This window comes from Paraburkholderia strydomiana (assembly GCF_046030495.1).
Lineage (GTDB): Bacteria > Pseudomonadota > Gammaproteobacteria > Burkholderiales > Burkholderiaceae > Paraburkholderia > Paraburkholderia strydomiana_A.
The window spans coordinates 1-22,015 of record NZ_JAQQCJ010000027.1 but is presented as its reverse complement, the minus strand read 5'-3'; the positions used below and the strand labels follow the sequence as shown (position 1 = coordinate 22,015).

18 protein-coding genes and 2 pseudogenes are annotated in these 22,015 nt (G+C 58.8%); 12 read left to right on the top strand and 8 right to left on the bottom strand.

Annotation, left to right across the window (positions count from 1 at the left end; all coding sequences use genetic code 11):
- The first annotated feature begins 281 nt into the window (after positions 1–281).
- The 5 genes from PQQ53_RS28110 (at position 282) to PQQ53_RS28090 (ending at position 3,777) form a co-directional block, all read left to right on the top strand.
- Entirely contained in the window at positions 282–452 is a 171-nt protein-coding gene (locus tag PQQ53_RS28110) for a hypothetical protein (protein WP_408327697.1), read from the top strand.
- A 211-nt stretch (positions 453–663) separates the two neighbouring features.
- Positions 664–1,257, top strand: coding sequence for a cytochrome b/b6 domain-containing protein (locus PQQ53_RS28105; RefSeq protein WP_408327694.1), 594 nt, complete (start codon positions 664–666; stop codon positions 1,255–1,257).
- 2 nt (positions 1,258–1,259) lie between these two features.
- On the top strand, positions 1,260–2,033 hold the full coding sequence (locus PQQ53_RS28100; RefSeq protein WP_408327692.1) for a molybdopterin-dependent oxidoreductase: 774 nt from the start codon (positions 1,260–1,262) through the stop codon (positions 2,031–2,033).
- Positions 2,034–2,083: 50 nt separating this feature from the next.
- Positions 2,084–2,698, top strand: a complete 615-nt coding sequence (locus tag PQQ53_RS28095) for a hypothetical protein (protein ID WP_408327689.1) — start codon at positions 2,084–2,086, stop codon at positions 2,696–2,698.
- A 290-nt stretch (positions 2,699–2,988) separates the two neighbouring features.
- On the top strand, positions 2,989–3,777 hold the full coding sequence (locus PQQ53_RS28090) for an SDR family oxidoreductase (protein ID WP_408153423.1): 789 nt from the start codon (positions 2,989–2,991) through the stop codon (positions 3,775–3,777).
- 134 nt (positions 3,778–3,911) lie between these two features.
- Here the strand turns inward: PQQ53_RS28090 and PQQ53_RS28085 are convergent, their stop codons facing one another.
- Positions 3,912–6,212: an NADP-dependent malic enzyme gene (locus PQQ53_RS28085; protein WP_408327686.1), complete on the bottom strand. Its 2,301-nt coding sequence runs from the start codon at positions 6,210–6,212 to the stop codon at positions 3,912–3,914.
- 135 nt (positions 6,213–6,347) lie between these two features.
- On the opposite strand from PQQ53_RS28085, the gene PQQ53_RS28080 reads away from it, so the two are divergent.
- Complete coding sequence (locus PQQ53_RS28080) at positions 6,348–7,301, top strand: LysR substrate-binding domain-containing protein (RefSeq protein ID WP_408141428.1); 954 nt, start codon at positions 6,348–6,350, stop codon at positions 7,299–7,301.
- Between the two features lie 70 nt (positions 7,302–7,371).
- On the opposite strand, the gene PQQ53_RS28075 is transcribed toward PQQ53_RS28080, so the two are convergent.
- Positions 7,372–8,109 carry a hypothetical protein gene (locus PQQ53_RS28075; protein WP_408327683.1) on the bottom strand — a complete coding sequence of 246 codons (738 nt, stop codon included), beginning with the start codon at positions 8,107–8,109 and terminating at the stop codon, positions 7,372–7,374.
- A 576-nt stretch (positions 8,110–8,685) separates the two neighbouring features.
- On the opposite strand from PQQ53_RS28075, the gene PQQ53_RS28070 reads away from it, so the two are divergent.
- Positions 8,686–9,825 carry an ATP-binding protein gene (locus PQQ53_RS28070; RefSeq protein WP_408153439.1) on the top strand — a complete coding sequence of 380 codons (1,140 nt, stop codon included), beginning with the start codon at positions 8,686–8,688 and terminating at the stop codon, positions 9,823–9,825.
- A gap of 428 nt (positions 9,826–10,253) precedes the next feature.
- Positions 10,254–10,541: a DUF1330 domain-containing protein gene (locus PQQ53_RS28065; protein ID WP_408141425.1), complete on the top strand. Its 288-nt coding sequence runs from the start codon at positions 10,254–10,256 to the stop codon at positions 10,539–10,541.
- 616 nt (positions 10,542–11,157) lie between these two features.
- Here PQQ53_RS28065 and PQQ53_RS28060 read toward each other — a convergent pair.
- Positions 11,158–11,502 (bottom strand): response regulator, encoded by a 345-nt coding sequence (locus PQQ53_RS28060; protein ID WP_408141424.1) that lies wholly within the window; start codon positions 11,500–11,502, stop codon positions 11,158–11,160.
- Between the two features lie 241 nt (positions 11,503–11,743).
- Positions 11,744–12,958 (bottom strand): hybrid sensor histidine kinase/response regulator, encoded by a 1,215-nt coding sequence (locus PQQ53_RS28055; protein ID WP_408327680.1) that lies wholly within the window; start codon positions 12,956–12,958, stop codon positions 11,744–11,746.
- A 508-nt stretch (positions 12,959–13,466) separates the two neighbouring features.
- On the opposite strand from PQQ53_RS28055, the pseudogene PQQ53_RS28050 reads away from it, so the two are divergent.
- A pseudogene (locus PQQ53_RS28050) lies at positions 13,467–13,676 on the top strand (c-type cytochrome); the annotation flags it as partial.
- Between the two features lie 168 nt (positions 13,677–13,844).
- Here PQQ53_RS28050 and PQQ53_RS28045 read toward each other — a convergent pair.
- A pseudogene (locus PQQ53_RS28045) lies at positions 13,845–14,440 on the bottom strand (hemerythrin domain-containing protein).
- Positions 14,441–15,070: 630 nt separating this feature from the next.
- Here PQQ53_RS28045 and PQQ53_RS28040 point away from each other — a divergent pair.
- Positions 15,071–15,955: a manganese catalase family protein gene (locus PQQ53_RS28040; protein ID WP_408153464.1), complete on the top strand. Its 885-nt coding sequence runs from the start codon at positions 15,071–15,073 to the stop codon at positions 15,953–15,955.
- Positions 15,956–16,283: 328 nt separating this feature from the next.
- On the opposite strand, the gene nadE is transcribed toward PQQ53_RS28040, so the two are convergent.
- On the bottom strand, positions 16,284–17,138 hold the full coding sequence (nadE, locus tag PQQ53_RS28035) for an NAD(+) synthase (RefSeq protein WP_408141390.1): 855 nt from the start codon (positions 17,136–17,138) through the stop codon (positions 16,284–16,286).
- The gene (locus PQQ53_RS28030; protein WP_408327829.1) at positions 17,135–17,665 is read right to left on the bottom strand and encodes a CinA family protein; all 531 of its coding nucleotides are present in this window, start codon (positions 17,663–17,665) and stop codon (positions 17,135–17,137) included. The genes nadE and PQQ53_RS28030 overlap by 4 nt, the downstream gene beginning before the upstream one ends.
- A gap of 325 nt (positions 17,666–17,990) precedes the next feature.
- Between PQQ53_RS28030 and PQQ53_RS28025 the strand changes: the two genes are divergently transcribed.
- Positions 17,991–19,160 (top strand): zinc-dependent alcohol dehydrogenase, encoded by a 1,170-nt coding sequence (locus PQQ53_RS28025; RefSeq protein WP_408141389.1) that lies wholly within the window; start codon positions 17,991–17,993, stop codon positions 19,158–19,160.
- Positions 19,161–19,846: 686 nt separating this feature from the next.
- On the opposite strand, the gene PQQ53_RS28020 is transcribed toward PQQ53_RS28025, so the two are convergent.
- Positions 19,847–20,083 (bottom strand): hypothetical protein, encoded by a 237-nt coding sequence (locus PQQ53_RS28020; RefSeq protein ID WP_408327677.1) that lies wholly within the window; start codon positions 20,081–20,083, stop codon positions 19,847–19,849.
- Positions 20,084–20,503: 420 nt separating this feature from the next.
- On the opposite strand from PQQ53_RS28020, the gene PQQ53_RS28015 reads away from it, so the two are divergent.
- Complete coding sequence (locus tag PQQ53_RS28015; protein WP_408327674.1) at positions 20,504–20,713, top strand: hypothetical protein; 210 nt, start codon at positions 20,504–20,506, stop codon at positions 20,711–20,713.
- Positions 20,714–22,015 lie beyond the last annotated feature (1,302 nt).

Here is a 22,015-nt window from a genome sequence, read left to right as displayed (position 1 = left end):
AACTCCTCATAGACTGGCATCCGAAGTCGGCGCGTGCGGCATTTACCGAATGGATGCCAGACATATCGCCGCCTCCGATGCGGATAAATCAAGCAATAGAATGACATCGTCCATGCCGAATGGTATCGGTCGAATGACCGATACCATTCGGCATGGCTCGACTTGTCCCTGTGATCAACTTCATCTACCGCAGGGGTGGATGGAAGCTTCGGTAGAGGGCTGCATGCCGGTGTGCCCGATGAGATTGAATTTTCGACCGAGTCACAGACGGGATGCCTCGATTGAAGTTGACCCACGAAAGCGGACACGTGGTCAAGGTCGGATGCACACCGCAAGGCACGCGGCTGATGCTGCGCGCGCTGGACATGACGCCGCAGCCGCGGCGACCCAACGGCATGATCCATCACTCGAGTCAGGTGTATCAGGGTGACTCGCCTTGGTCGGTCATTTGACCGATAGCGTTGCGCGACCCCTGATGCGATTCTTGTCACGGGCTAAGGCACGAGTATTCAAACGATGACCCGTGCAACGTGACAGTCTTTCACGAGCCAGATTTCGAGTTGAGTCTGTAAGGAGCGGCGCGGCGCACAGTTGTCTTTCGCTCGCCGCTGACCGCCGCAGAACCCGTTTCTAACTTTCAATACCGTCGACAGTGAGGCTGCCTTGGCTCATGCAACGATACATCCGGTGTGGGTCCGCATCATCCATTGGATCAACGCAGCCGCTGTCATAGGCATGTGTCTGAGTGGCTGGCAAGTGTATAACGCGTCGCCCATCTTCAGGGCTATCCGGTTTCCGAGTTCCATCACACTCGGCGGCTGGCTAGGTGGTGCGCTGCTTTGGCATTTCGCGGTCATGTGGATACTGATCGCAAACTTCGTCGCATATCTGGTTCTAGGAAGCTTGACGGGGCGCCTGCGCAAAAAATTCTTTCCCATCGGCATTCGCGCGATTGCCTCCGACCTGGGTGCCGCGCTACGCGGCAAGCTCAGTCATGCTGATCTCAGCCGCTACAACGCAGTACAGAAGTTTGCGTATCTCGTCGTGATCGCTGACATCGTGCTCGTGGTGGTATCAGGGCTGACTCTCTGGAAACCGGTTCAATTGCCGATCCTGCGAACGTTAATGGGCGGTTTCGACAACGCACGCATCGTCCACTTTGCCGCGATGAGCGTGCTCGTCGGCTTCTTCACGATACATGTCGTGATGGTTGCGCTGGTGCCGCGATCCTTGCTCACCATGATTCGGGGCCGCTAACCGTGACTTCACGAAAATCCGTACGACCGCTCGACGCTGCACCGATCATCAAGGATGCTGAAAAGGAACTGCAATCGCCCGCACGTCGCCTGTTTGGCAGGCGAATCCTGACCTTGGGTGGACTCGCGTTACTGTCGGGTTGCGATCTGACTAACGAAAAATCAGTCAACGCCATGTTGCGCAAAATGTCTTCATTCAACGACGACGCGCAAGCCCTGCTGTTCGATCCGCGCAAACTCGCGCCGGTCTATCCGGAATCGATGATCACGCGACCATTTCCATTCAATGCCTTCTATGACATTGACCAGGTACCAGACGTCGACGCACGCGCTTACCACCTGGAGCTCAGTGGTCTCGTCAAAGGCAAACGTATCTGGAGGCTCGAAGAACTGCATGCGTTGCCGCAGCAGAGCCAGGTGACGCGGCACATTTGCATTGAAGGTTGGAGCGCAATCGGCAAGTGGGGCGGCGTGAAATTCTCTGACTTTCTCTTGCGGGCCGGCGCCGATACAACCGCAAAATACGTCGCACTACATTGTGCCGACAACTACTGGACTAGCATCGACATGCCGACGGCGTTGCATCCGCAGACGCTGCTCACGCTGACTTACGACGGCAACATCCTGCCAGCGAAGTATGGCTTTCCCATGAAGCTTCGCATGCCCACGAAGCTCGGCTATAAAAACCCGAAGCACATCGTCGCCATTTCCGTAACCAACGAATTTCCCGGCGGCTATTGGGAAAACCAGGGCTACAACTGGTTCGGTGGATCCTGAACCACACGCCGTAAATGTCTTTTCACCTCAACCGATCTCACGGAGTAATTATGTCCACACGCTTGAAGCTCGCTGTTTCCTTCGTCGCATTGTCGCTCGCCAGCGCAGCGTTCGCTCAATCCTCAGCCGACAAGCCCGAACGAATCCGGGGCGAGATTGTGTCGTTCGCCGGCAGCACGCTCAAAGTGCATCGACGCAGTGGGGACACCGTGACGATCGACATGCAGGAGTCGTCGGGTGTCAACGCCGTCAAGGCGACCAAGCTTGCCGATATCAAGCCGGGCTCTTATGTCGGCGCGGCCGCCATGCCCGGCCCCGATGGCAAGCTGACCGCGAAGGAAGTTCTGGTCTTCCCGGAGGCCGCGCGTGGTACGGGCGAAGGCCACTACGCATGGGATCTCGGCGCGAATAGCACCATGACGAATGCCAACGTAGACACGGTGGTGCAAAGCACCAGCGGCCACGATCTCAGACTTTCATACAAGGGCGGCAGCAACACCATCACCGTGGCGGACAATGTGCCGGTCGTGACGCTCATTCCTGCAACCCGCGCTGAGTTGACGACGGGTAAGAAGGTGTTTGTCGTGGCCACGCCAATGACGGGCGGCACTTATGGTGGCAAGTTCGTTGTGGTCGAAAAGGATGGCGTTGCGCCGCCGATGTAAATGTGAAAGGAGTACGGCGTGCTTCTGGTTGGCGTCGTGCTACACCTGCGCCTTACTCCTTGCCGTTCGCTTCTTTTGTCGTCGCGACAAAATCAAGGCAAGCCCGGATCGGGTGCGAATGAAGGCGAATCGGTTGCGGCGTCCGCCTGAAAGAGCAGGGTACAGACGATGAGCGAGCCGAGGCGCATCGTCGCACCCGATCAGGCATCCAGACGGCCACTCGCTCTCGGAGTTACTTCTTCCAGATCCATGATCTGGGTTGGCTTCCCGGTGCTATTGCGGGCTAAACCATGAACATGGCAGCCGCATCAATCAGTCGACTTTCCGAAATGCCACACACAGACGATTCAACCCGCTACCTGCTACTGACTGGCGCGAGTCGTGGGATCGGACACGCAACTGTAAAACTGTTCCAGGAAGACAACTGGAAGGTTTTCACGGTTTCGCGACAGCCCTTTTCCGAGGACTGCAAGTGGCCAGCCGCGCGAGAGTCGCATATTCAGGCGGACCTTGCGGATCTGAATTCCGTCGAGAAGATTGCAGAAGAAGTACGTCGTCGACTGCCCGACGGCAAACTGCACGCGCTCGTGAACAATGCGGGGATCTCGCCTAAAGGCGAAGACCGAACGCGACTTGGCGTGCTCAAAAGCGACATCCGCACGTGGTCGACGGTCCTCGACGTCAATCTGATCTCCAATGCCTTGCTCGCGCGGGCTGTCTTTCCTGAACTGGCACGCGCCAAGGGCGCAATTGTCAATGTCACCTCGATTGCCGGTTTCAAAGTCCATCCCTTCGCAGGCGCTGCTTACGCGGTGTCCAAGGCGGCACTTTTCGCCCTGACGCGAGAGATGGCTCATGAGTTTGGACCGGAGGGCATACGTGTCAATGCGATTGCTCCGGGAGAAATTGATACTTCGATCCTGTCGCCGGGCACCGACGAGATCGTCAACAATGAGATTCCGCTTCACCGGTTGGGTAACCCTCGCGAGGTGGCGGAGACAATCCACTTCCTTTGCGGGCCGGCGGCGTCCTATATCAACGGCGCCGAGATTCACATCAACGGAGGGCAGCACGTGTGACCTGCCGGGCAACCGCGCGCTCGTCAACGACATAGCGGTTCGGTCACGGCCGACCTGGTGCAACGGCCTGCAAGCGAGAACGGCGTCGAGTGCTCGGGCCTTACGAGCACCTCGTCGCCATTTCACACAATTGATTACGCGGACGTACTGCGGTTAGCTTCGATAACCGTCAGCGCCGCCATGTTGACAATCCGCCGTACGGTCGAACTCGAAGTGAGGATGTTAATCGGCGCGTTGACGCCGAGCAGGAAAGGCCCCACAGCCACGTTACTGCCTGCTTCAGTCTTGAGGAGATTGTAGGCAATGTTGCCTGCGTCCACGTTCGGACAGACGAGGAGATTAGCCGGCCCCTTGAGTGGCGACGTGGGAAGAATGCGCAACCGCAATGCTTCATCGAGCGCGCAGTCTCCGTGCATCTCGCCGTCCGCCTCGATGTCAGGGGCCTGCTGCCTGACGATCTCCAGCGCCCGGCGCATCTTTATGCCGGAGGCTGCGCTACCTGAACCGAAGTTCGACCGTGAGAGCAGCGCAACCTTGGGCGTCAGGTTCAGCCATTCCATCTGCCGGGCCGCTGCAATCGTGAATTCTGCGATCTGCTCCGCATTGGGATCGTCGTTGATGTGCGTATCGGCCAGCGCTACCGTTCGCTGATCGAGCAACAGAATGTTCATCGCCGCGTAGGTTGATGCACCGGGCTTCCTGCCGATCACCTGATCGACAAACCGCAGATGGTCGTGATACGCGCCGACGGTCCCGCAAATCATCCCGTCCGCATCCCCAAGCCGAACCATCATGGCGCCGATCAAGGTCAGGCGGCGCCGCATCTCGACCCGCGCCATCTCCTTCGATATGCCGTCCCGGCACATCAACTCCCAATACGTCGTCCAGTATTGCGGGAAGCGCTCGTCATATTCCGGATTGGTCACTTCGACATCCTGACCAAGTCGAAGGCGCAAACCGAATCGCTCGATGCGCGCCAGCAGCACCTCCGGACGCCCCACCAGGATCGGGCGTGCCAGCTTTTCGTCAACGATCACCTGCACGGCGCGCAGCACGCGTTCGTCTTCGCCTTCGGTAAAAACAATCCGTGCGTTGCCGCCGTCACGCACAAGCTGACGCGCCGTCGCGAACAGCGGCTTCATGAACGCCCCGGAGTGGTAGACGAACTGCTGTAGTTGCCCGACATACGCGTCCAGATCCGTCAGCGGCCGTGTGGCTACGCCGCTTTCCATAGCGGCTCGCGCCACGGCCGGTGCGATACGGACAATCAGACGCGGGTCGAATGGCTTGGGAATCAGGTAATGCGGGCCGAATACCACGTCGTCGGCACCATAAGCCGCCGCGACGACTTCGTTCTGTTCTTCTTCCGCGAGACGTGCGATGGCATGAACCGCGGCGATCTCCATTGCGCGGGTGATCGTCGTCGCGCCAACGTCCAGTGCACCGCGGAAGATGTAGGGAAAGCAGAGGACGTTGTTGACCTGGTTAGGGTAGTCCGAGCGGCCCGTTGCGATGACGACATCGTCGCGCGTGGCATGCGCCAGTTCCGGAAAGATTTCCGGCGTTGGGTTGGCAAGCGCGAGAATCAACGGACGCGCAGCCATCTGCTTGAGCATCTCCGCGCTCAGAATTCCGCCGACCGAAAGGCCGAGAAAAACGTCCGAGCCACTGATGACTTCGGCTAGCGTGCGGGCACTGGTTTCCTGCGCAAAGCGCGACTTTGCCGGGTCCATCAGCGTGGTACGACCGCGATACACGACACCTTCGATATCCGTCGCCCAGATGTTTTCGATGGGAAGCCCGAGCTCGACCAGCAAGTCCAGGCAGGCCAGCGCCGCAGCACCCGCCCCAGAAGTCACGACCTTCACCTCCGAGATCGACTTGCCGACAACCTTCAGTCCGTTGATGAAGGCAGCGCAGACGGTGATCGCGGTGCCGTGCTGATCGTCATGGAAGACCGGGATCTTCATGCGTTCGCGCAGTTTGCGCTCCACCGTGAAACACTCCGGGGCCTTGATGTCCTCGAGATTGATGCCGCCGAACGTAGGTTCAAGACCGGCGATAATGTCGACCAGCTTGTCCGGATCGGTCTCATTGATCTCGATGTCGAACACGTCGATGCCCGCAAACTTCTTGAAGAGTACGGCTTTGCCTTCCATGACCGGCTTCGATGCCAGCGCCCCGATGTTGCCGAGGCCCAGCACGGCGGTGCCGTTCGTGATCACGCCCACCAGATTTCCGCGGCTCGTGAAGCGGTGCGCCTGCAGCGGATCGGCCGCGATTGCCTCGCACACCCCGGCTACGCCGGGCGTGTAGGCCAGCGCAAGATCGCGCTGCGTGACGAGCGGTTTGCTGGCGACCACGGAGATCTTTCCGGAAGTCGGAAACTCGTGATAGTCGAACGCCGCCTGCTGTTGTGCCTCTGTCTGTTTCATGTTTTTGTTCCGAGCGCGTGCGCTGGGCCAGTCCCGGCGCGATCCGTTGAGACGATTCTAGAGATCGGCCATAAGGAGATGATTTTGTTTTAATATCGGTCCATCATTTTTTTGTGATGGGTGCGCGTCTTGTCAATGAATTTCGAGTCGGACGAAGTAGTCAGGCGGCTTGGCGCGCGTCTGAAAATGCGGCACCTGGTGCTGTTGCTGCAGATCCAGCAGCACGGCTCGCTGACGCGCGTGGCGGAGCACATGGCCAGCAGTCAGCCCGCCGTCACGAACGCGCTATCTGAACTGGAGAGTATGTTCAGCACGCCGCTTTTCGAGCGCTCTTCGCGTGGCATGCTGCCCACTGCGCTGGGCGCGGTCGTGCTCGAACGGGCCAAGGCGATGCTCAACGATCTCGACCACCTGGCCCGCGAGATGGAGGCAGTCGCTGCGGGGCATGCGGCCCACCTGCACATCGGCGTGATTCCGTTCATTTCGGGGCAGATGCTGTCGGCGGCACTCAAGCAACTGCAAGCGCGCATGGAGCGGCGTCTGACGGTGACGATTCACGAAGGAACGAGCGACCAACTCCTCCTGCAGCTCAAAGACCACATCGTAGACATCGTGATAGGGCGGGCGTCGTCAGCGATCGATCTGCAGCACATCTCGTTTGAGGTGCTATTCCGGCAGCAGCCTCGCTTGATCGCGAGCCGGCGTCTCGCGGCAAAACTGGCGCGCACGAAGCTGGATTGGAGCAGGCTGGTCACGCTGGACTGGATTCTCGGCGCACCCCATACACCCATGAGAGAACAGGTGACGGACCTGTTTCTCGCCGCCGGCATCCCGCCTCCCGTTCCTGTCGTCGAAAGTTATTCGTCGAAGCTCATCGGCGAAATGATTGCCTCAAGCGACGAGGCGGTATCGATCGTACCGGCCGATATCGCGGAAGAACTGGTGCGAATTGCCGGGGTGGCAATCGTACCTTACTCGTTTGTATGGACGCTCCCGCCCATCGCGTTGTTTACCCGCGCCGCAAAATCGCCGTCACCGGCGAGGGATTTGTTCGTTGAGGCGCTACGCAAGACATGCGGGGAGGCATGAGGGGCGGTGATATGGCTTCGCGGATCAATAACGTTCTTGTGGCGGAGCAAGCTTGATTTCTATCTTCAACTCAGGGTCGACGCGTCTGAATGTGGTGGCAGTCGAAACAATCGACTCTTCCGAACAGAGCACTGCCCATCGAGCCGCCTGGCGAGTTGAGTTGACCCTTGAGGACTTCCCAAGGAATCATGCTATAGCGATGAGGGGCATTGGGGTCGGCATAGTAGATCGTGTCATGGTCGTCGACACCAAAGATAACAATGGCATGACGTCCGCCGAAACTGGATTTCGCGTCATATTTGTACACATATCCACTCTGATTCGGGAAAGGGTCTTGAACATAGTCCATGTCCATTAGCGAAACGCCCGGGCGAAAGACACTCGCATACAAGGGACCATACTTGCCGAGGCTATCCGCGACGAATGTCGTGTCATATTGGCCTCCGGCCAATATGACCGGTCTGATAAGCCCTGGAAGGAAGGCATCCAGAACGCTGAATCGTGCGTCGGAACCGGCCGCTTCCCACTTGTTCTTGAGTGATCTTAAATGTTTGCGGTCGGCGCTCGCACCACTCGTTGCATACATTTTGCTAATGATGCCAGTCAACACCGAGCGGTAATCATATGGTTTCTTGGCGGCTGCCAGTTCAGTGATGATTTTACGCAGCTCATGTAACTCATGCCATTGCGCACGGCGGGTTTGATCCGCACCGATGTTATGGAAGCGAAGCATCATTTTCACCGCTGTATACCAGCAGGTTGGTCCTTTTTGAGCACCGACCGCTGGAAGGTCGTAGCGGATTGCCATATTTCAGATCTCCTATGAAATAGTGATGGAAGATGCACAAGTGCATTCCGCGTAACGTAGTCAAAAGTCAGTATCGCCCTACGTCATGATCATTGAAGGAGAACACCGTGTGCCGGTCAGATATTCCCGGGAGGTTATTATTTAATCCATCGACACCGGGTTTGTAGACAGGCGGTTAAGCCGACTAGCCAACCACTGTCTCATACGCTTGAACGACTGCTCGCAGGGGGCGGAAGCGCCCGTCGAACCTCGCTGCAAGCGTTGACGTGACCTTCGCTTGTTGGCCGATAGCACCAGTTCGATGAACGTGCCGCCGTAAGGGTGTCGGAGTTATCACTGGCAGCTTTGCGGCGGTTTGTGCGAACGCGTACTACCGGCCAACTTGAGACGCTCGGCTCAATCGCCCGAACGGCCGTTTGCGATCAGAAATCTGCCCCAAGATTGGCGACTCCAGACGTTACGAAGGCGTTCGCCCCAACAGAGTCTTCCGCCGGTCGAAGGTTGTCCCTAATTTGCGCGTAACATAGGTAGCCTGATTGGATCTCGACGCTCGTCTACGTCTCTGGAGACGCTTACATGCGACTTGCCGACTTTATCTCGCGAGACATCGAACCGATTCTGGAGCAATGGGAGGCATTCGCCGGCACTCTCCTGCCGGCGGCGGCAAACATGGAATCGTTGGGGTTACGTGACCATGCGGAGCAGATCCTGCACGCCGTGGAAAAAGACTTGCGAACTTCGCAGACCAGGGAAGCCCAGCACGAAAAATCGTTGGGGAACGCCCCTGCACTGAACGACGCCACCGAAACAGCCGCGCAAACGCACGCCCTTCTAAGGGCGCGAGCCGGCTTCAGTATCAACCAGCTCGCCGCTGAATATCGCGCACTGCGCGCGAGCGTACTTCGTTTGTGGATGGACGATTGCGAGCCCGAAGCGCCCGATCTGAACGACATCATCCGCTTCAATGAAGCAATCGATCAGGCACTGGCTGAATCGGTCACCTTCTTCAGCGCGCAGGCGGAGCAGAACCGCAACCTTCTCCTTGGCATGCTGGGTCACGACATGCGGAACCCTCTCCAGGCGGTCCAGGTTACCGCTTCGTATCTGGCCGCGCTCAATGCCGGGGAACGAGTATCGGGAGCCGCCGCCCGTCTGATACGAAGTGGAGCGCGGATCCAGGCGTTGCTCGATGACCTGACCGATTTCAACCGGACCAAACTGGGCATGGGCATCAATGTAATGCCTACAAGCATCGATCTGGCCGATGTGCTGGCTGACGAGCTGGACGAGTTGCGTGCGATTCATCCTCACAGGCAGATTGAGTTGCAGGCGAGTGGTAATTCGCAGGGGCTCTGGGACGGCCGGCGCCTGCAGCAACTGGTTGGAAATCTCGTAACCAATGCCATCAAGTATGGCGCGCAGGACAAACCCGTGCGCGTGACGGTGACATGCGACGCAACGCATGTTCGTATCGAGGTCAGCAACTGCGGGCCTGCTATAGACGGCGCAATGTTGACGCGCATCTTCGATCCCCTGACGCGGGGGCCGGAGCATTACGGCACGGACGGGAGTGCGGGTAGCCTCGGACTTGGTCTGTACATCGCAAGCGAAATCGCCAAGGCCCACCACGGTGCGATCGAAGCACGATCCGACGAAGTGGAGACTTCATTTTCCGTGTCACTCCCGCGAGTGGACGGAACTGAGACAAGGAGCTGACGTTTTGCCGCAGCGCGCAGTAGTGCCGGATGTCGATCGTCACACTTTGTGCAGCACAGGGGAGGGCGCCATTAATCTGTCGAGTCCAAATGGCGCCTTTGGGTGGTCGTCCTGGGCCGATTGTCGTCGAGCTCTGTGCGGCCGCAAACAGTCATTCGAGGTTGGGCTTAGAATCGCCGACAATCGACCGTCTGTGTGCCGCAGTTGTCCTCAGCGGCGAGAACGCCAGGTTGATGGCTTTGGTATGCGTCGTGCAAGCGGGCTACTGCCCGCTCCAGTCGCCGGAGTAAAGGTCATAGACAGACCATCATGTGCTGTAGCGCTGCTCTAGTCGTGTCCTCTCCGACGGTGTTAAACAAGCGGGTCGGGATTGAAATCCCGACGTGCTCGGTGTCGATCGAAAATACACCACAACAGGAGCCGACTCCATGGCGACTTACATTATCTTCACCAAGGAAAGCACGCAGGATCAGGGGGAGCTCGACATCTACCAAAGCAAGGTGGGCGAGACCTTCAAAGATCATCCTGTCAAGATCCTCGCTGCGTACGGGCCCCAACAGGTTCTTGAGGGCGAAGCGCCAGAGGGCGTCGTGATCGTGGAATTTCCGTCGACTGCGACCGCGCGCGCGTGGTACGACAGCCCGGCGTATCAAGCAGTCGCCCAGCACCGGTTCAAGGGTGCGCGTTATCGCGCCGTTCTTGTCGAAGGCATGTGACGAAAGGCTGCGACGCTCGAGCCCGTGGGTTCAACGGGCTCGAGGTGGGACTGACGCGTCAAGAGAGCGTCTGTGTACCGTCCGCAAGCATACATCGCGTATTGCCGGGGCGAGGCGTTTCAAGGTTTAGCTCCGATCGGCCCGCCGTCGGCCAACATGCGTCGTTCGATGGGACTCGCACCGAGACGGATCGGCCCGACTTGATTTGAACATCGACGTTTTCGCGGTGTACAACCCATGCGAGCACCGCAGTGAGTAAGCCTCGTAGTTGAACATGAGCGGGCTCGTACCGGCAGCGGTAGTGGCGAGACCGAGCATCAGAAGCGCGGGACCAGCGACGCCGCCCGCGACGATCGCGCCAGGCAGCCAGGGAATCCCGGCTGTCTGAATCCGGCTTTCGTTTCAGCGTTCCCAGCAGTATGTCGCAAGCGTTGGACGAGGATCACAACGGAGAGTCCAAAACCGCTCCCGATGCAAAACAGCCTGCAACCATGAAGGGAGATACGCCATCAACGAGCATCTTCGCAAGCGGCGTCGTTGCGCCGGAATGCGCGGCCCCGAGAAGCGCCATAAGGCGGTGTTGCGGCGAACGTGCATAAAAAGAAAACCTTGGCGGCTATGAGGTCAACAGCTCTTCAAGACGGTCAAATTGCAGTGGCTTCAATACGTAGCCGTTGAAGTCGCCAAGACTGATGCCTTGCTCCAAACCGACGTGCCCCGTCATTGCGAGGATTTGCGAATGTCGCGAAGAGCCATCGCGTCGCATCTCGGCGCAAACGTCTCGACCATCTGCGTGTCCCAGATGAAGGTCGAGGAGTATCAAGTCGAATGTAGCTGCGCGTGCAAGCTCAACTGCTGCCTGCCTGCCGTATGCAACCGAAGCTTCGTGCCCGATCGCTATCACGCGGGCGGCTAGAGCATCGGCCGAGCCTGGATCGTCGTCAACAATCAGGACATTCAAGACATATCTCCCTGGATACCTTTGCGCAGCTCATAATATCCTTTACAACCTCCAGGCTCGCTTTCGCACCGGGCAGGATCCTTGGGCTCGCGCAAAAATCGGAACGCTGCTGTGAAAACGAGACGTTCGGCACTGCGGCGATCCGTCCAACGACACTTTGGCAAAAGCCGCTCGCGCCGTTTCGCGCGTAAGCTGGGGCTCCTGACTGCATATTGATGTGGTTGCCTTTAGCCCGCAGGTTCTACGTTTCGTCGCGAGCCTGACGAGCCCGGTCAATGGCCGCAAGTAAAGCAGTCAGCGACACCGGCTTCCCGACATGGGCATCAAAGCCAGCCTCCAGCGCTTCGGTCACGTCTTTGTCGCGCCCAAATCCGGTCAAAGCGATTGCTGGGATGGTTGCCGTTTGAGGTAACTTCCGCAGTTCTACAATGAGTTCATAGCCGCTCATTCCCGGCATCCCGATGTCCGAAAGGATGAGATCGAATGGTGCTTCGGATGCTGCGGCTAGCGCTGCTTTGCCGCCGAGTTCGGCTCGAACTTTTGCGCCTTCCATTTCCAGCAGCGTGCGGAACGCGTCGAGCGTATCGGCAGAATCGTCGACGAGCAGCACGCGCAAATCCTTAAGGATGTTTCCGTCCACCTCGGGGCGCCTTAGTTCCTCAGACAACGGGGTTGCGATTTCGGGCAGTCTCACGCAGAACGTCGAACCTCGCCCGATGCCGTCGGATTTCGCGGTGATCTGCCCTCCATGCATTTCCACCAGTTGCTTCACCAGTGAGAGGCCGATCCCCAGGCCTCCATGCTCCCGGGCGGCGCCAGTTTTCGCCTGACTGAACATGTCGAAGACGCGAGGAAGAAAATCAGGTGCGATCCCCTGTCCGGTATCTTCAACCTGTACGCATACAAATCCATCTTCCGGCAAAAGCGTCACGCCGACGCGGCCGCCCGCCGGGGTGAACTTCAGCGCATTGCGGATGATGTTCCAGAAGACCTGTTCCAGACGGACCGGGTCAGCCTGTATCTGCACAGGGCCGTCCATACCGGATACAGATAAGTCAATGCCCGCAGCGGTCGCATCAGATGCGCTCGCGTCAACCACTGTGCGCACGGTCGCTGAGATATCGACGCCGGTCAGATGCAGCGCAAGCTTGCCGGTTCGCGCCCGCGATAGATCAAGCAGATCGTCAATAATCTTTGCCTGCCCGACGACCGAGCGGAGGATCACTCCGGTTGCGTTTCGAACGAGCGGACTTTCGCGCAATTCCGGTGCGCGCGTCAGCATCTCCGCCTGTACGTGGATCAGGTTCAGCGGGTTTTTCAGTTCATGCGACAGCACCGCAAAGAATTCATTGCAGCTCAGCGGCGGCCAGACCCTGGAGAACCTGACGCGCTTTGGCGACCAGGTACCGATAGGGAGGCCGGGATAGCCGGCGGGATCGCGCCGTTGTACATGCATCTAGCACCGATACAGGCAAGCTACGCGACTGGCTCGTGTCCGGCGCGTCCGGGGGGCGGCGCAGCCATAGCCACCACGTATTGGCTCCAAAGGTCGATCACACGCGAGTCGATCTCAGAAAGCCCAGCCTGGCAACAGGCGCCCGCGGTTGGCAGACAGATGCTGTTCGGGGCAGTCAGTTGCGGCGTAATACGGCAGCCGGTCGCGTGCGGGTCGTTCGTCGTCGCTCAAATTAATGTGGCCAGACTACGCTGCGGTTCAGCCGCCACGTTCTCTGTCGCGTGCGAGCTGACGATCCCTACAATAGCCCTGTGCCAGGCGGCCCAGCAGATGCCCGGCGTACGGGTCGAACTCGCGTTCAGCCGAGCAAACTGCAGGCGTACCGTGCGACCACGGCAGCACCCATTCCTACAGTCGCAAGCCAACTGAGCGCCCGCAATGTCCAGTGCGCACTCAGATCGCCCACCGCTGAGTGCCTGGTGCCGAGCAGCACGAGCAATACCATCCGACGTCGCTGATCCGGCTCGTGGTCGAAGGCGGCAACAGTCCCTCCACACTCACCGGCCCGCCGCGCCAGCAGATGCCGCGCTTCGCCGACACGCTCGCCGATGTGGAAATCGGCCAGGTACTCACGTATATTCGCAGCGCGTGGGGCAACAACGCACAGCCAATCACTGCGAACGACGTAAGTGCGCTACGGCAGAAGTTGCACAAATAGCGCTGCGTGCGCGTTGCGATCATCGCGTGAAGACGGTGCGTAACGACGCTTGTTCTTGCTTGCGTAGCGGAGGCCTCGCGCAGACGCACGAGTAAGTGGTCATCGCGCCTCTGCCACCGCCGTGGCAAAGCCGGCCCGACGCCTGTCGGTCCAATCCCTGCAAGTCGCTCAGTCAGTATCACGCCGGAGTCCTCGCGACTTTGGCAGGCAATGCGTGATGCCGAGTACAGCGAGCGAACCAATCAGCAACGTGGCGAGCGGAAACGTGCCCGCCGTATTAACGGCAATTTCGCGCGGTCGCTCGCCGAGTAGCTGAAGCCGGCGACGTGCCATTTTCGCGCCCAAGGAGCGGAGCTCACTGGTGAGCGCCCGCTCGGCGGCCGGTAGCAATACCGTCTCTTCGTCCGCTACATGATGTATGACCTCCCGTATCAGTTGATGGAAGAGCCCGTCGAAAGCGGCATTCTCCGGCCCCATCGTACGCAGCCTGCCAATCGTGGTCCGCATTTCGTCGTGTTCTGTTCTGGACGGCTCTTGCTGAGCGCTGGATCGTCGACGATTACCGCGGCCAACGCCGGATAGAACATTTCTTCCTCCAGTTGCGCGTGGATCTCCAGAGCGGCACAGGTTGAATTCACGATTGCGCGCTTGCACCACCAGGGGCTGGTGGCGTGATAGCGATGGAAGGCCGCGAGCACGTGCATATGATCGAGCCGGATCATCGAAGTGATCGTCGGAGACATTGTGGAAGTGTCATCAGGCATACGGTTCTCCAGAGTGCCAGATGTGATGAAGGCCGCTGACGATCTGTTTGCCGACGGACGTGGGAGGCCACCAATCCAGACTGACGATCAGCGGTGCGCATTGAAACACTGTTCGCCATGCGGGCCGTTATCAACAACGCGGTGTCGCCGCACGCTACCCGTCGTAGCGGTACTTACGGCGCTATGCCACAGCACGGGGAGAAATCGGCCCGCCCAGTTATGCGTTCGCAGCGACCGTCATCGTCCATAGCGGCATGTCTTTCGCATTCGCCTCCGCCGAGGGGGCGCAGTTGGACCCGAAGCAAGGGAGGTACCCACCAGGTCGGTTACGCCGTTCGACAAGTTGTCTGGAAAGGACGCCGGCCTGACGTCATCCGGGCAGCCAACTGATCCCCGGTCAGGCATGCCGCATGCGAAATCCCAGGCGCAGGTACCTCCCGTGCGTCCTGCGCGCACAGTACGCCAGAGCAATTCGCTCTGAGACCCAAGGTCGGCGACATTCCGTACACGCGTTCGTTGTCGCCCAAATAGCTGGTTTTCCAACTGATCGAACTTCGTCTGAGGTTCCACCGGCCACGCGCTTGGCGGAAGGACGCGGACGAAACTCACATTCTTTTTCGGAGAAAAGTAATGTTCGTGCACAACAAACGGCTTCAATACACCGTCCGCGTGGCAACCCCCAATCCCGGTCTTGCCAATCTGCTACTTGAACAATTCGGCGGCCCACAGGGAGAACTGGCGGCAGCGTGTCGTTATTTCACTCAGGCGGTAAGCGAGGACGACCCAGGTCGGCGCGACATGCTGTTCGACATCGCGACGGAAGAACTCAGCCATCTGGAGATCATTGGATCCATCGTCGCGATGCTCAACAAGGGCGCGAAGGGCCAACTCGCGGAGGGCGTCGAACAGGAAGCCGAGCTTTACCGCTCGCTCACCGCTGGCGGCAACGATTCGCACACCACGGCGCTGCTTTACGGCGGCGGACCCGCTCTGACCAATTCAGCGGGCGTACCGTGGACCGCCGCCTATATCGACACGATCGGCGAGCCTACCGCCGACCTGCGCTCGAACATCGCGGCGGAGGCGCGTGCGAAGATCGTCTATGAACGGTTGATCAATGTGACCGATGATCCGGGCATCAAGGACGCGCTCGGCTTTCTCATGACCCGCGAGATTGCCCATCAGAAGTCATTCGAGAAGGCATTGCACTCGATTCAACCGAATTTTCCGCAAGGAAAAATACCGGGCGTTCCTGAATTTACCAACGTCTATTACAACATGTCGGATGGCGATGATTCCCCGCGTGGTCCGTGGAACGAAGGTCCGGGCTGGGAATTCGTCGAGAAGCCGGAGCCCGCAGTCGACGGCGGCGACGGACTCGCAAGCGTTCAGGTCTCTGAGAAAGACCTGGAGTTGCTAGGGGCTATGGCATCTCGAACGGCCTCTGCGACCGGCAAGGATCCTGTCACCGGGGCTGACCTTGGCGCCGGCCAGGATGCTGTGGCGACGAAGTGACGCTCGCTGTGTTCGACTCGCAGCATCAGGCAATGGGCTGGTAGCCACGGATCTTGTTGCAGCGCTGCCGCGCCAGGGATGGCGCGACAGCGCTTGGATACGCCGGTGTGATAACCCACGTCATGGGCACTTTATCCTTGGCGCGCCTGGACGCTGCCTTCATGGCGTACCCCGTTTGGCGAGGCAATATTTGCCGGATTGGAGAAAGGGCCAGCTCAATATACATTCCACAAAAATGGTTGTCGCCCGGCAAGGGGATTGACGTGTGCGGCACTTCCGCTCCTTCCCGGCCGGCGCGGTCGGTATTAAGCGCCGGCTGGTTCGTCGATCACGGTAGCGGGCAAATCAATGAGACCGGCAGAGCGCGCTTGTGACGGGTCGTTGTGTGAAAGCGGTGGATGGTTGTGAATACTTCCTCGGTTACCGGTTTCCCCTCCAGGAAATCGTCGATGTTTTCGTAACTGATGCCGTAGCTGTCCTCGTCGGGCTTTTGCGGCGTCAGAGATTCGAGGTCCGCCGTTGGGACCTTGCGCACAAGGCTGTTTGCCGCGCCCAATGCCTGCGCTAGCGCGCGCACGCGCCGTTTTGTGAGACCGGCCAAAGGCAGGATGTCCGCGCCGCCGTCGCCGTATTTTGTGAAGAAGCCCATTAGCGACTCGGCCGCATGGTCGGTGCCGATTACAACGCCCACTCGCGCGCCGGCGATCGCGTATTGGGCGACCATTCGTTGCCTGGCCTTGATGTTACCCAGCACGAAGTCTTCCTGAAAGTCGTCAACGTATTGGACTTTCCCACGTTTGAGCGCGAATAGCATCGCATCCGACGCATCCTTGATATTGATCGTGAATGTCTCGTCTGCACGGACGAACTCCAGCGCGAGCGCAGCATCTTCCTCGTCGCGCTGGCTGCCGTAGGGAAGGCGGACAGCGACGAATCTCGCTTCGTAGCCGCGCGCGCGGAGCCGCTCGACGGCCAGTTGTGCAAGGCGGCCCGCAGTGGACGAATCCACGCCGCCGCTGATACCCAGCACGTAGGTGCGAAGGCCCTGTGACATGAGGTAGTCGCAAAGGAAAGCGACGCGTTGTTCGCGCTCCACGTCGACGTCGAACTCTTGCGCAACGCCGAGGTCGCGAATGACGGCCTGTTGCCAGGCATTCCTCTCGGTAGGAGATGACAGAGTCATGGCGTAGTGCTCTGAGATTGGTCCCGCTGCGTGCGCGGGAGTTGATTGAAATAATGCTCGATGCGCGAAAGCGCATACAGCGCGGCAGCCGAACGCACCTCGTTTCTATCACCCGAAAACTGTCGCGTTTCCGCGAACGTCAGCAACTCGCCGTCGCGGGTCCGGAACGACCAGGCGAAGCACTGCGTGCCCGCTGGGGGACCGCCCTCCGGGGCATGGTCCGCGAGACCAGTGTTGGACACGGCCACTTCGGCACAGCAGCCCTCCTGCCGAAGCGCGCCTTCCGCCATCTCGCGGGCGACTGCTTCGCTCGTCAGGCCGGACTCTTCCATCGTCGCTTCCCTGACACCGAGGAAGCCGGCTTTGCCCGATGGCGAATAGCTCACGAATCCGACGTCGAGGCACGCGCCGCTTCCCGGCACGCTCGCCAGGTAGGACGCAATCTGTCCGCCGGTACAGGATTCGGCAGTCGCCAGTTTCAGACCTCGCGATGTCAGAAAAGACACGGCTTGCATTGGAACATTCATAGCTTGTCTCCAGCAGTCGCCCGGCTGATCCATTTGTGCACGGTATTCGATCGAGCAGCAAGGACCGGTCCGCGGTTGCAGCGGCACGTTGCTCTACTGCGCAGGCCGCTGCCATTGAGACGCCGGGGAGGCGACGGCCGACGATGAACAGGCGGAGCTTCGCTCGCGGCACGCCCGTTGCTCTGTGCTGATTGCTGTTACCGGATTGATCGCACCGAGTCAGCGCTTGCGGTCCTTGCGCGAAAGGTGGCGTACTACCCCAGACGCTACGAGGCCGGCATCCGTTTGCCCGTCCGACGGGCACCCCCTCACCCTGGAGCACGAAATGAGAGCCCTTTGCTGGCACGGCAAGAAGGATGTACGGATCGATAACGTCCCGGACCCCACCATTGAACACCCACGAGATGCCATCATCAAGGTATCGAGCTGTGCGATCTGTGGCTCGGATCTTCACCTCTTCGACGGATTCATGCCAAGTATGAAATCGGGCGACATTCTCGGGCATGAGTTCATGGGAGAAGTAATGGAGGTCGGTGCCGGGAACGGGCGACTGAAGGTGGGCGACCGGGTTGTCGTGCCGTTCACAATAGCGTGTGGCGAATGCGATCAATGCCGCCGGGGGTACTTTTCAGTTTGCGAGCGCTCAAACCGGAACAAGGAAATGGCCGACAAAGTGTTCGGTCACAGCACGGCCGGCCTGTTTGGCTACTCACATCTTACCGGGGGTTATCCGGGAGGACAGGCGGAGTACGTGCGCGTTCCATTTGCGGACTTTACGCCGGTCAAGGTCCCAGACGGCCTGACGGACGAGCAGGTCCTGTTTCTCGGCGATATCTTCCCGACGGGTTGGCAGGCAGCGGTTCAATGCGAGATTGAGCCCTCAGACACGGTTGCCATTTGGGGGGCGGGTCCGGTGGGGCAGTTTGCGATAAGAAGCGCAATACTGCTTGGCGCGAAGCAGGTGATCTCCATTGACCGGGTATCGGAGCGGCTGGAAATGGCCCGTGCCGCTGGGGCTATTACGATCAATTTTAATGACGAGAGCGTGCTTGACCGCTTGAAAGAACTCACCCACGGAAGAGGGCCCGAAAAATGTATTGACGCTGTCGGTATGGAGTCGCATGCAACGCGGTCGTTTGATGCGATTTATGATCGCGCCAAACAGGCAATGATGCTCGAAACAGATCGGCCTCACGTGTTGCGCGAGATGATTTACGTATGTCGTCCCGCAGGCATTCTGTCCATCCCGGGGGTCTACGGCGGATTGATCGACAAGATTCCGTTCGGCGCGGCGATGAACAAGGGCCTGACGTTCCGGATGGGCCAGACGCACGTGAACCGCTGGACCGATGATCTGCTGCAACGCATTGTAGAAGGACAGATCGATCCGTCATTTGTCATCACGCACACCGTGCCGCTTGAAAAAGGCCCCGACATGTACAAGGTGTTCCGCGACAAGGAAGACAGATGCATCAAAGTCGTGTTGAAGCCGTAGCGTCGCGGCGCGTCTGGAGCGCCGGCTGGCCGTACGCCGGGGGCCAGCCGGGAGCGCGCCGTTGACGCGTTTAGCGCTGTCCCATCGACTCCCGACGCCGACACTGGCGCAGCATCGTGTACCCGGCGATGCCAGACCATGGAGAGTCGCTGCGGCCGGGTTCGTCGACGCGTTCGGGATCCTGCTTTCGCCGACTGATGGAAACGAAAACAAACCGCTGCTTGCTTGCGCCATCGGGCGGTCTTCACGATGCTTGATCGACTCGGTAGGCATCGTTGCTTCTCGTCATGTTCGGTACAGAAGGATAGTGAAGGCTCGATCTCATAAGATGAGTACTTTGCATTTTTGCCGATTTTCGCCCAACATTTCGGCATGGCTCGTGGCCATCGTTTGTAATGTCCGTTGGCTCGGAGAGCCATGCTATTGATCAAGGTCGGGCTGTTGCCAAACCGATGTTGGATATATCTGAGGCACTCGCGGGCTATTAGCCAGGTCGCGGGGCCTGCAGACGGAAACGTCGTAGGCACTAAGCGGCTTTTCATCGGAATTTTCCACCGACACGGATTTATTCCGACAATTTATTTGACTCATCGCGAGCGTCCGCAATCAACAACAGCGGGCAGGCCGAGCATGATAATTTGAACTTCTTGATCTTCAATTCCGGACCTGTTCTTGTCTATGGCAAATCAAATGCCGTTCGGAGAAACTTCATTTTTTGGGGAAACGGCTACGAACATGACCATCTTCGCCCTCTGAAATCTCTTGCCACCCAACGTCTGTTCAAACTGGAGGAGCGCTTCCATGAGATTCAAGAATGCAATGCTGATTGGAAATTTTTCTTCACGGTCTAATGCTGATGTAAAGGCGACCGAGGGGCGAGTCCAATGGCCGGTTATGCGCAGCGCGCCAGTTTCGAGTTTCAAACCATGGCGGCATGCTGCTTGCTGCCGTGTTTGTTGCCGCGCGGCGCGCCGCGCTGCCGGCGTACTATGCGAGCCGTTCCTTTAATGCTTGCTGGCCACGATATCCGGAGGTCGTCATGAAGTGCCACACTATTCTTTGGACGCTAGGCGCATTCGCCATTTCTACTTCTTCTGGCGTATTTGCGCAAGGCAACCAATCGGGTTCCTCGCAAGGCCTTAATGCTGGGGATAACGTGCAGGCTGCGCCGGCGCATAATTCCACCCACACTCGCAAAATGAAACCGTCAAAGCCGGGCTCCGACGGCGCACCGCCGGCGACGCAACCGGGCGGCACCGCTGTACCAGGTGGTCCAAACGCGCCCGTGAGCGCGAGCGGCTCAGGCCAATGAGCGTTGGCGTGAGGTGGGCTGGCGCGCGACGATGATCTCGCAATACGCCGGTTATCCGCTCAAGTCGGGCCTGACGGGACGACGCGACAGCGGGCTTAAGCCGCTTTTTGCCGACAACCACCTAATCCGCGGACAGCCGGTCGTACTGGTAGCAAGCGAGCGCCTCGCCGTTCACCCGGCTCTCGATGCGTCCAGCGGGACACTCATCGTCGTCCAGATAGTGCGGGAGGACGGCGCTTGACCGAAAGGCTTCTAGTTCATCCAGGTCCCCCTTCGTGCATCGAAAGGCGCATGACGGACCCTGCCACGGAAAAAGGACCGGATTTCCTGGTCAGTGCAGGTAGCCTCTGTGCGAAGCGATCCGGTCCTTCGCTCAGAAGTGTTCTTCATCCGGTTCGGGCCCGCGCGTCGGGCCGGCCGGTATGGCAATCTTCACCGCACGACCCGTGCGCGCCGAGTCATAGATGGCTTCCACAATCCGCTGGTCCTGCAAGCCTTCTTAGCGTGGCGTATGGGGCGTTTGTCCGCGCACCGCGCAGAGTGACATGTGGTCATGTCTTACGTGCGAACGGGTCGACAGGGTCGATGATGATTTGCGTGGTGGCGTTGCTGCCTTCGATCAATTCACCCTGCGTAATTGCAAGCCGTTGTAGGCGAAAGCAGGGCTCATCTCAGCGCACGCCCGTGCGTCCTGCAGGCGAAAAAAAACGCGATTCGTGATTTGCGTAGCTTGACATGCAGGTTGCCGTCAACCCACTGGAAAGCGCAGCAGGCCAGCTGCTCGTTCTGCTCTGACCTAAACCATTCGAAAGGCGGTGACGGTATTTCGGAGTGGTTTCTGTAGTGTTTCTAAATGATTTCCGTGAATGCATTGAAAGTCAATGAAAAGGCGTCGACAGCATATTTTGGACACAGCCCAAACCATCGTAGAAAAACTCCGTCAAAATTATATTTTAGTTTTTTGGAGCGTGTTCTAGCGGTCGAGCCGTGGATCGAAGAATGGGTGTTGCCAAGGATCACTGAGGCGTCAATTGTCTTTGTCGCCACCATCCGTTCCATCTTGTTCAACAATATCAGGGCGACAGTCAAGCGGTGCGTAGAACAAGATCAAGACTCGAATATATCTCGTCGGAAAATCGGCATCTTCCGACTCCTAATAGGCCACAGTTTCCCGGGAGAGTCCGAACAGGTCAGCAACGGCCTGTTGTGAAAGGCCCAAAGAGGCTCGAAAAAGCTTGGCGTTCGTAACATATCTCGAGATTGCCTAATAGTGATTTTTCCTCATCGCGTTCTTCGCAGATTCCACGATAGGACTTTTCACGGTCTATTATAGTGTGCAGCCGCTCAACCTGACGCCGACTCAGATGGAGCCGTTCCGCGGCCTGCACGGCATCAGCATGCCATCGACCACGGACTGGATCGTCCTGAGCCAGTCAACCTCGCATCGACATGGTGATCGTGATGAATCCACGTCCGTTCATGTCCGGCTCCCGGGCTGTTCTCATGCCGCAGCATGCGCCACAGCCGCCGGCCCGGAGCCGGG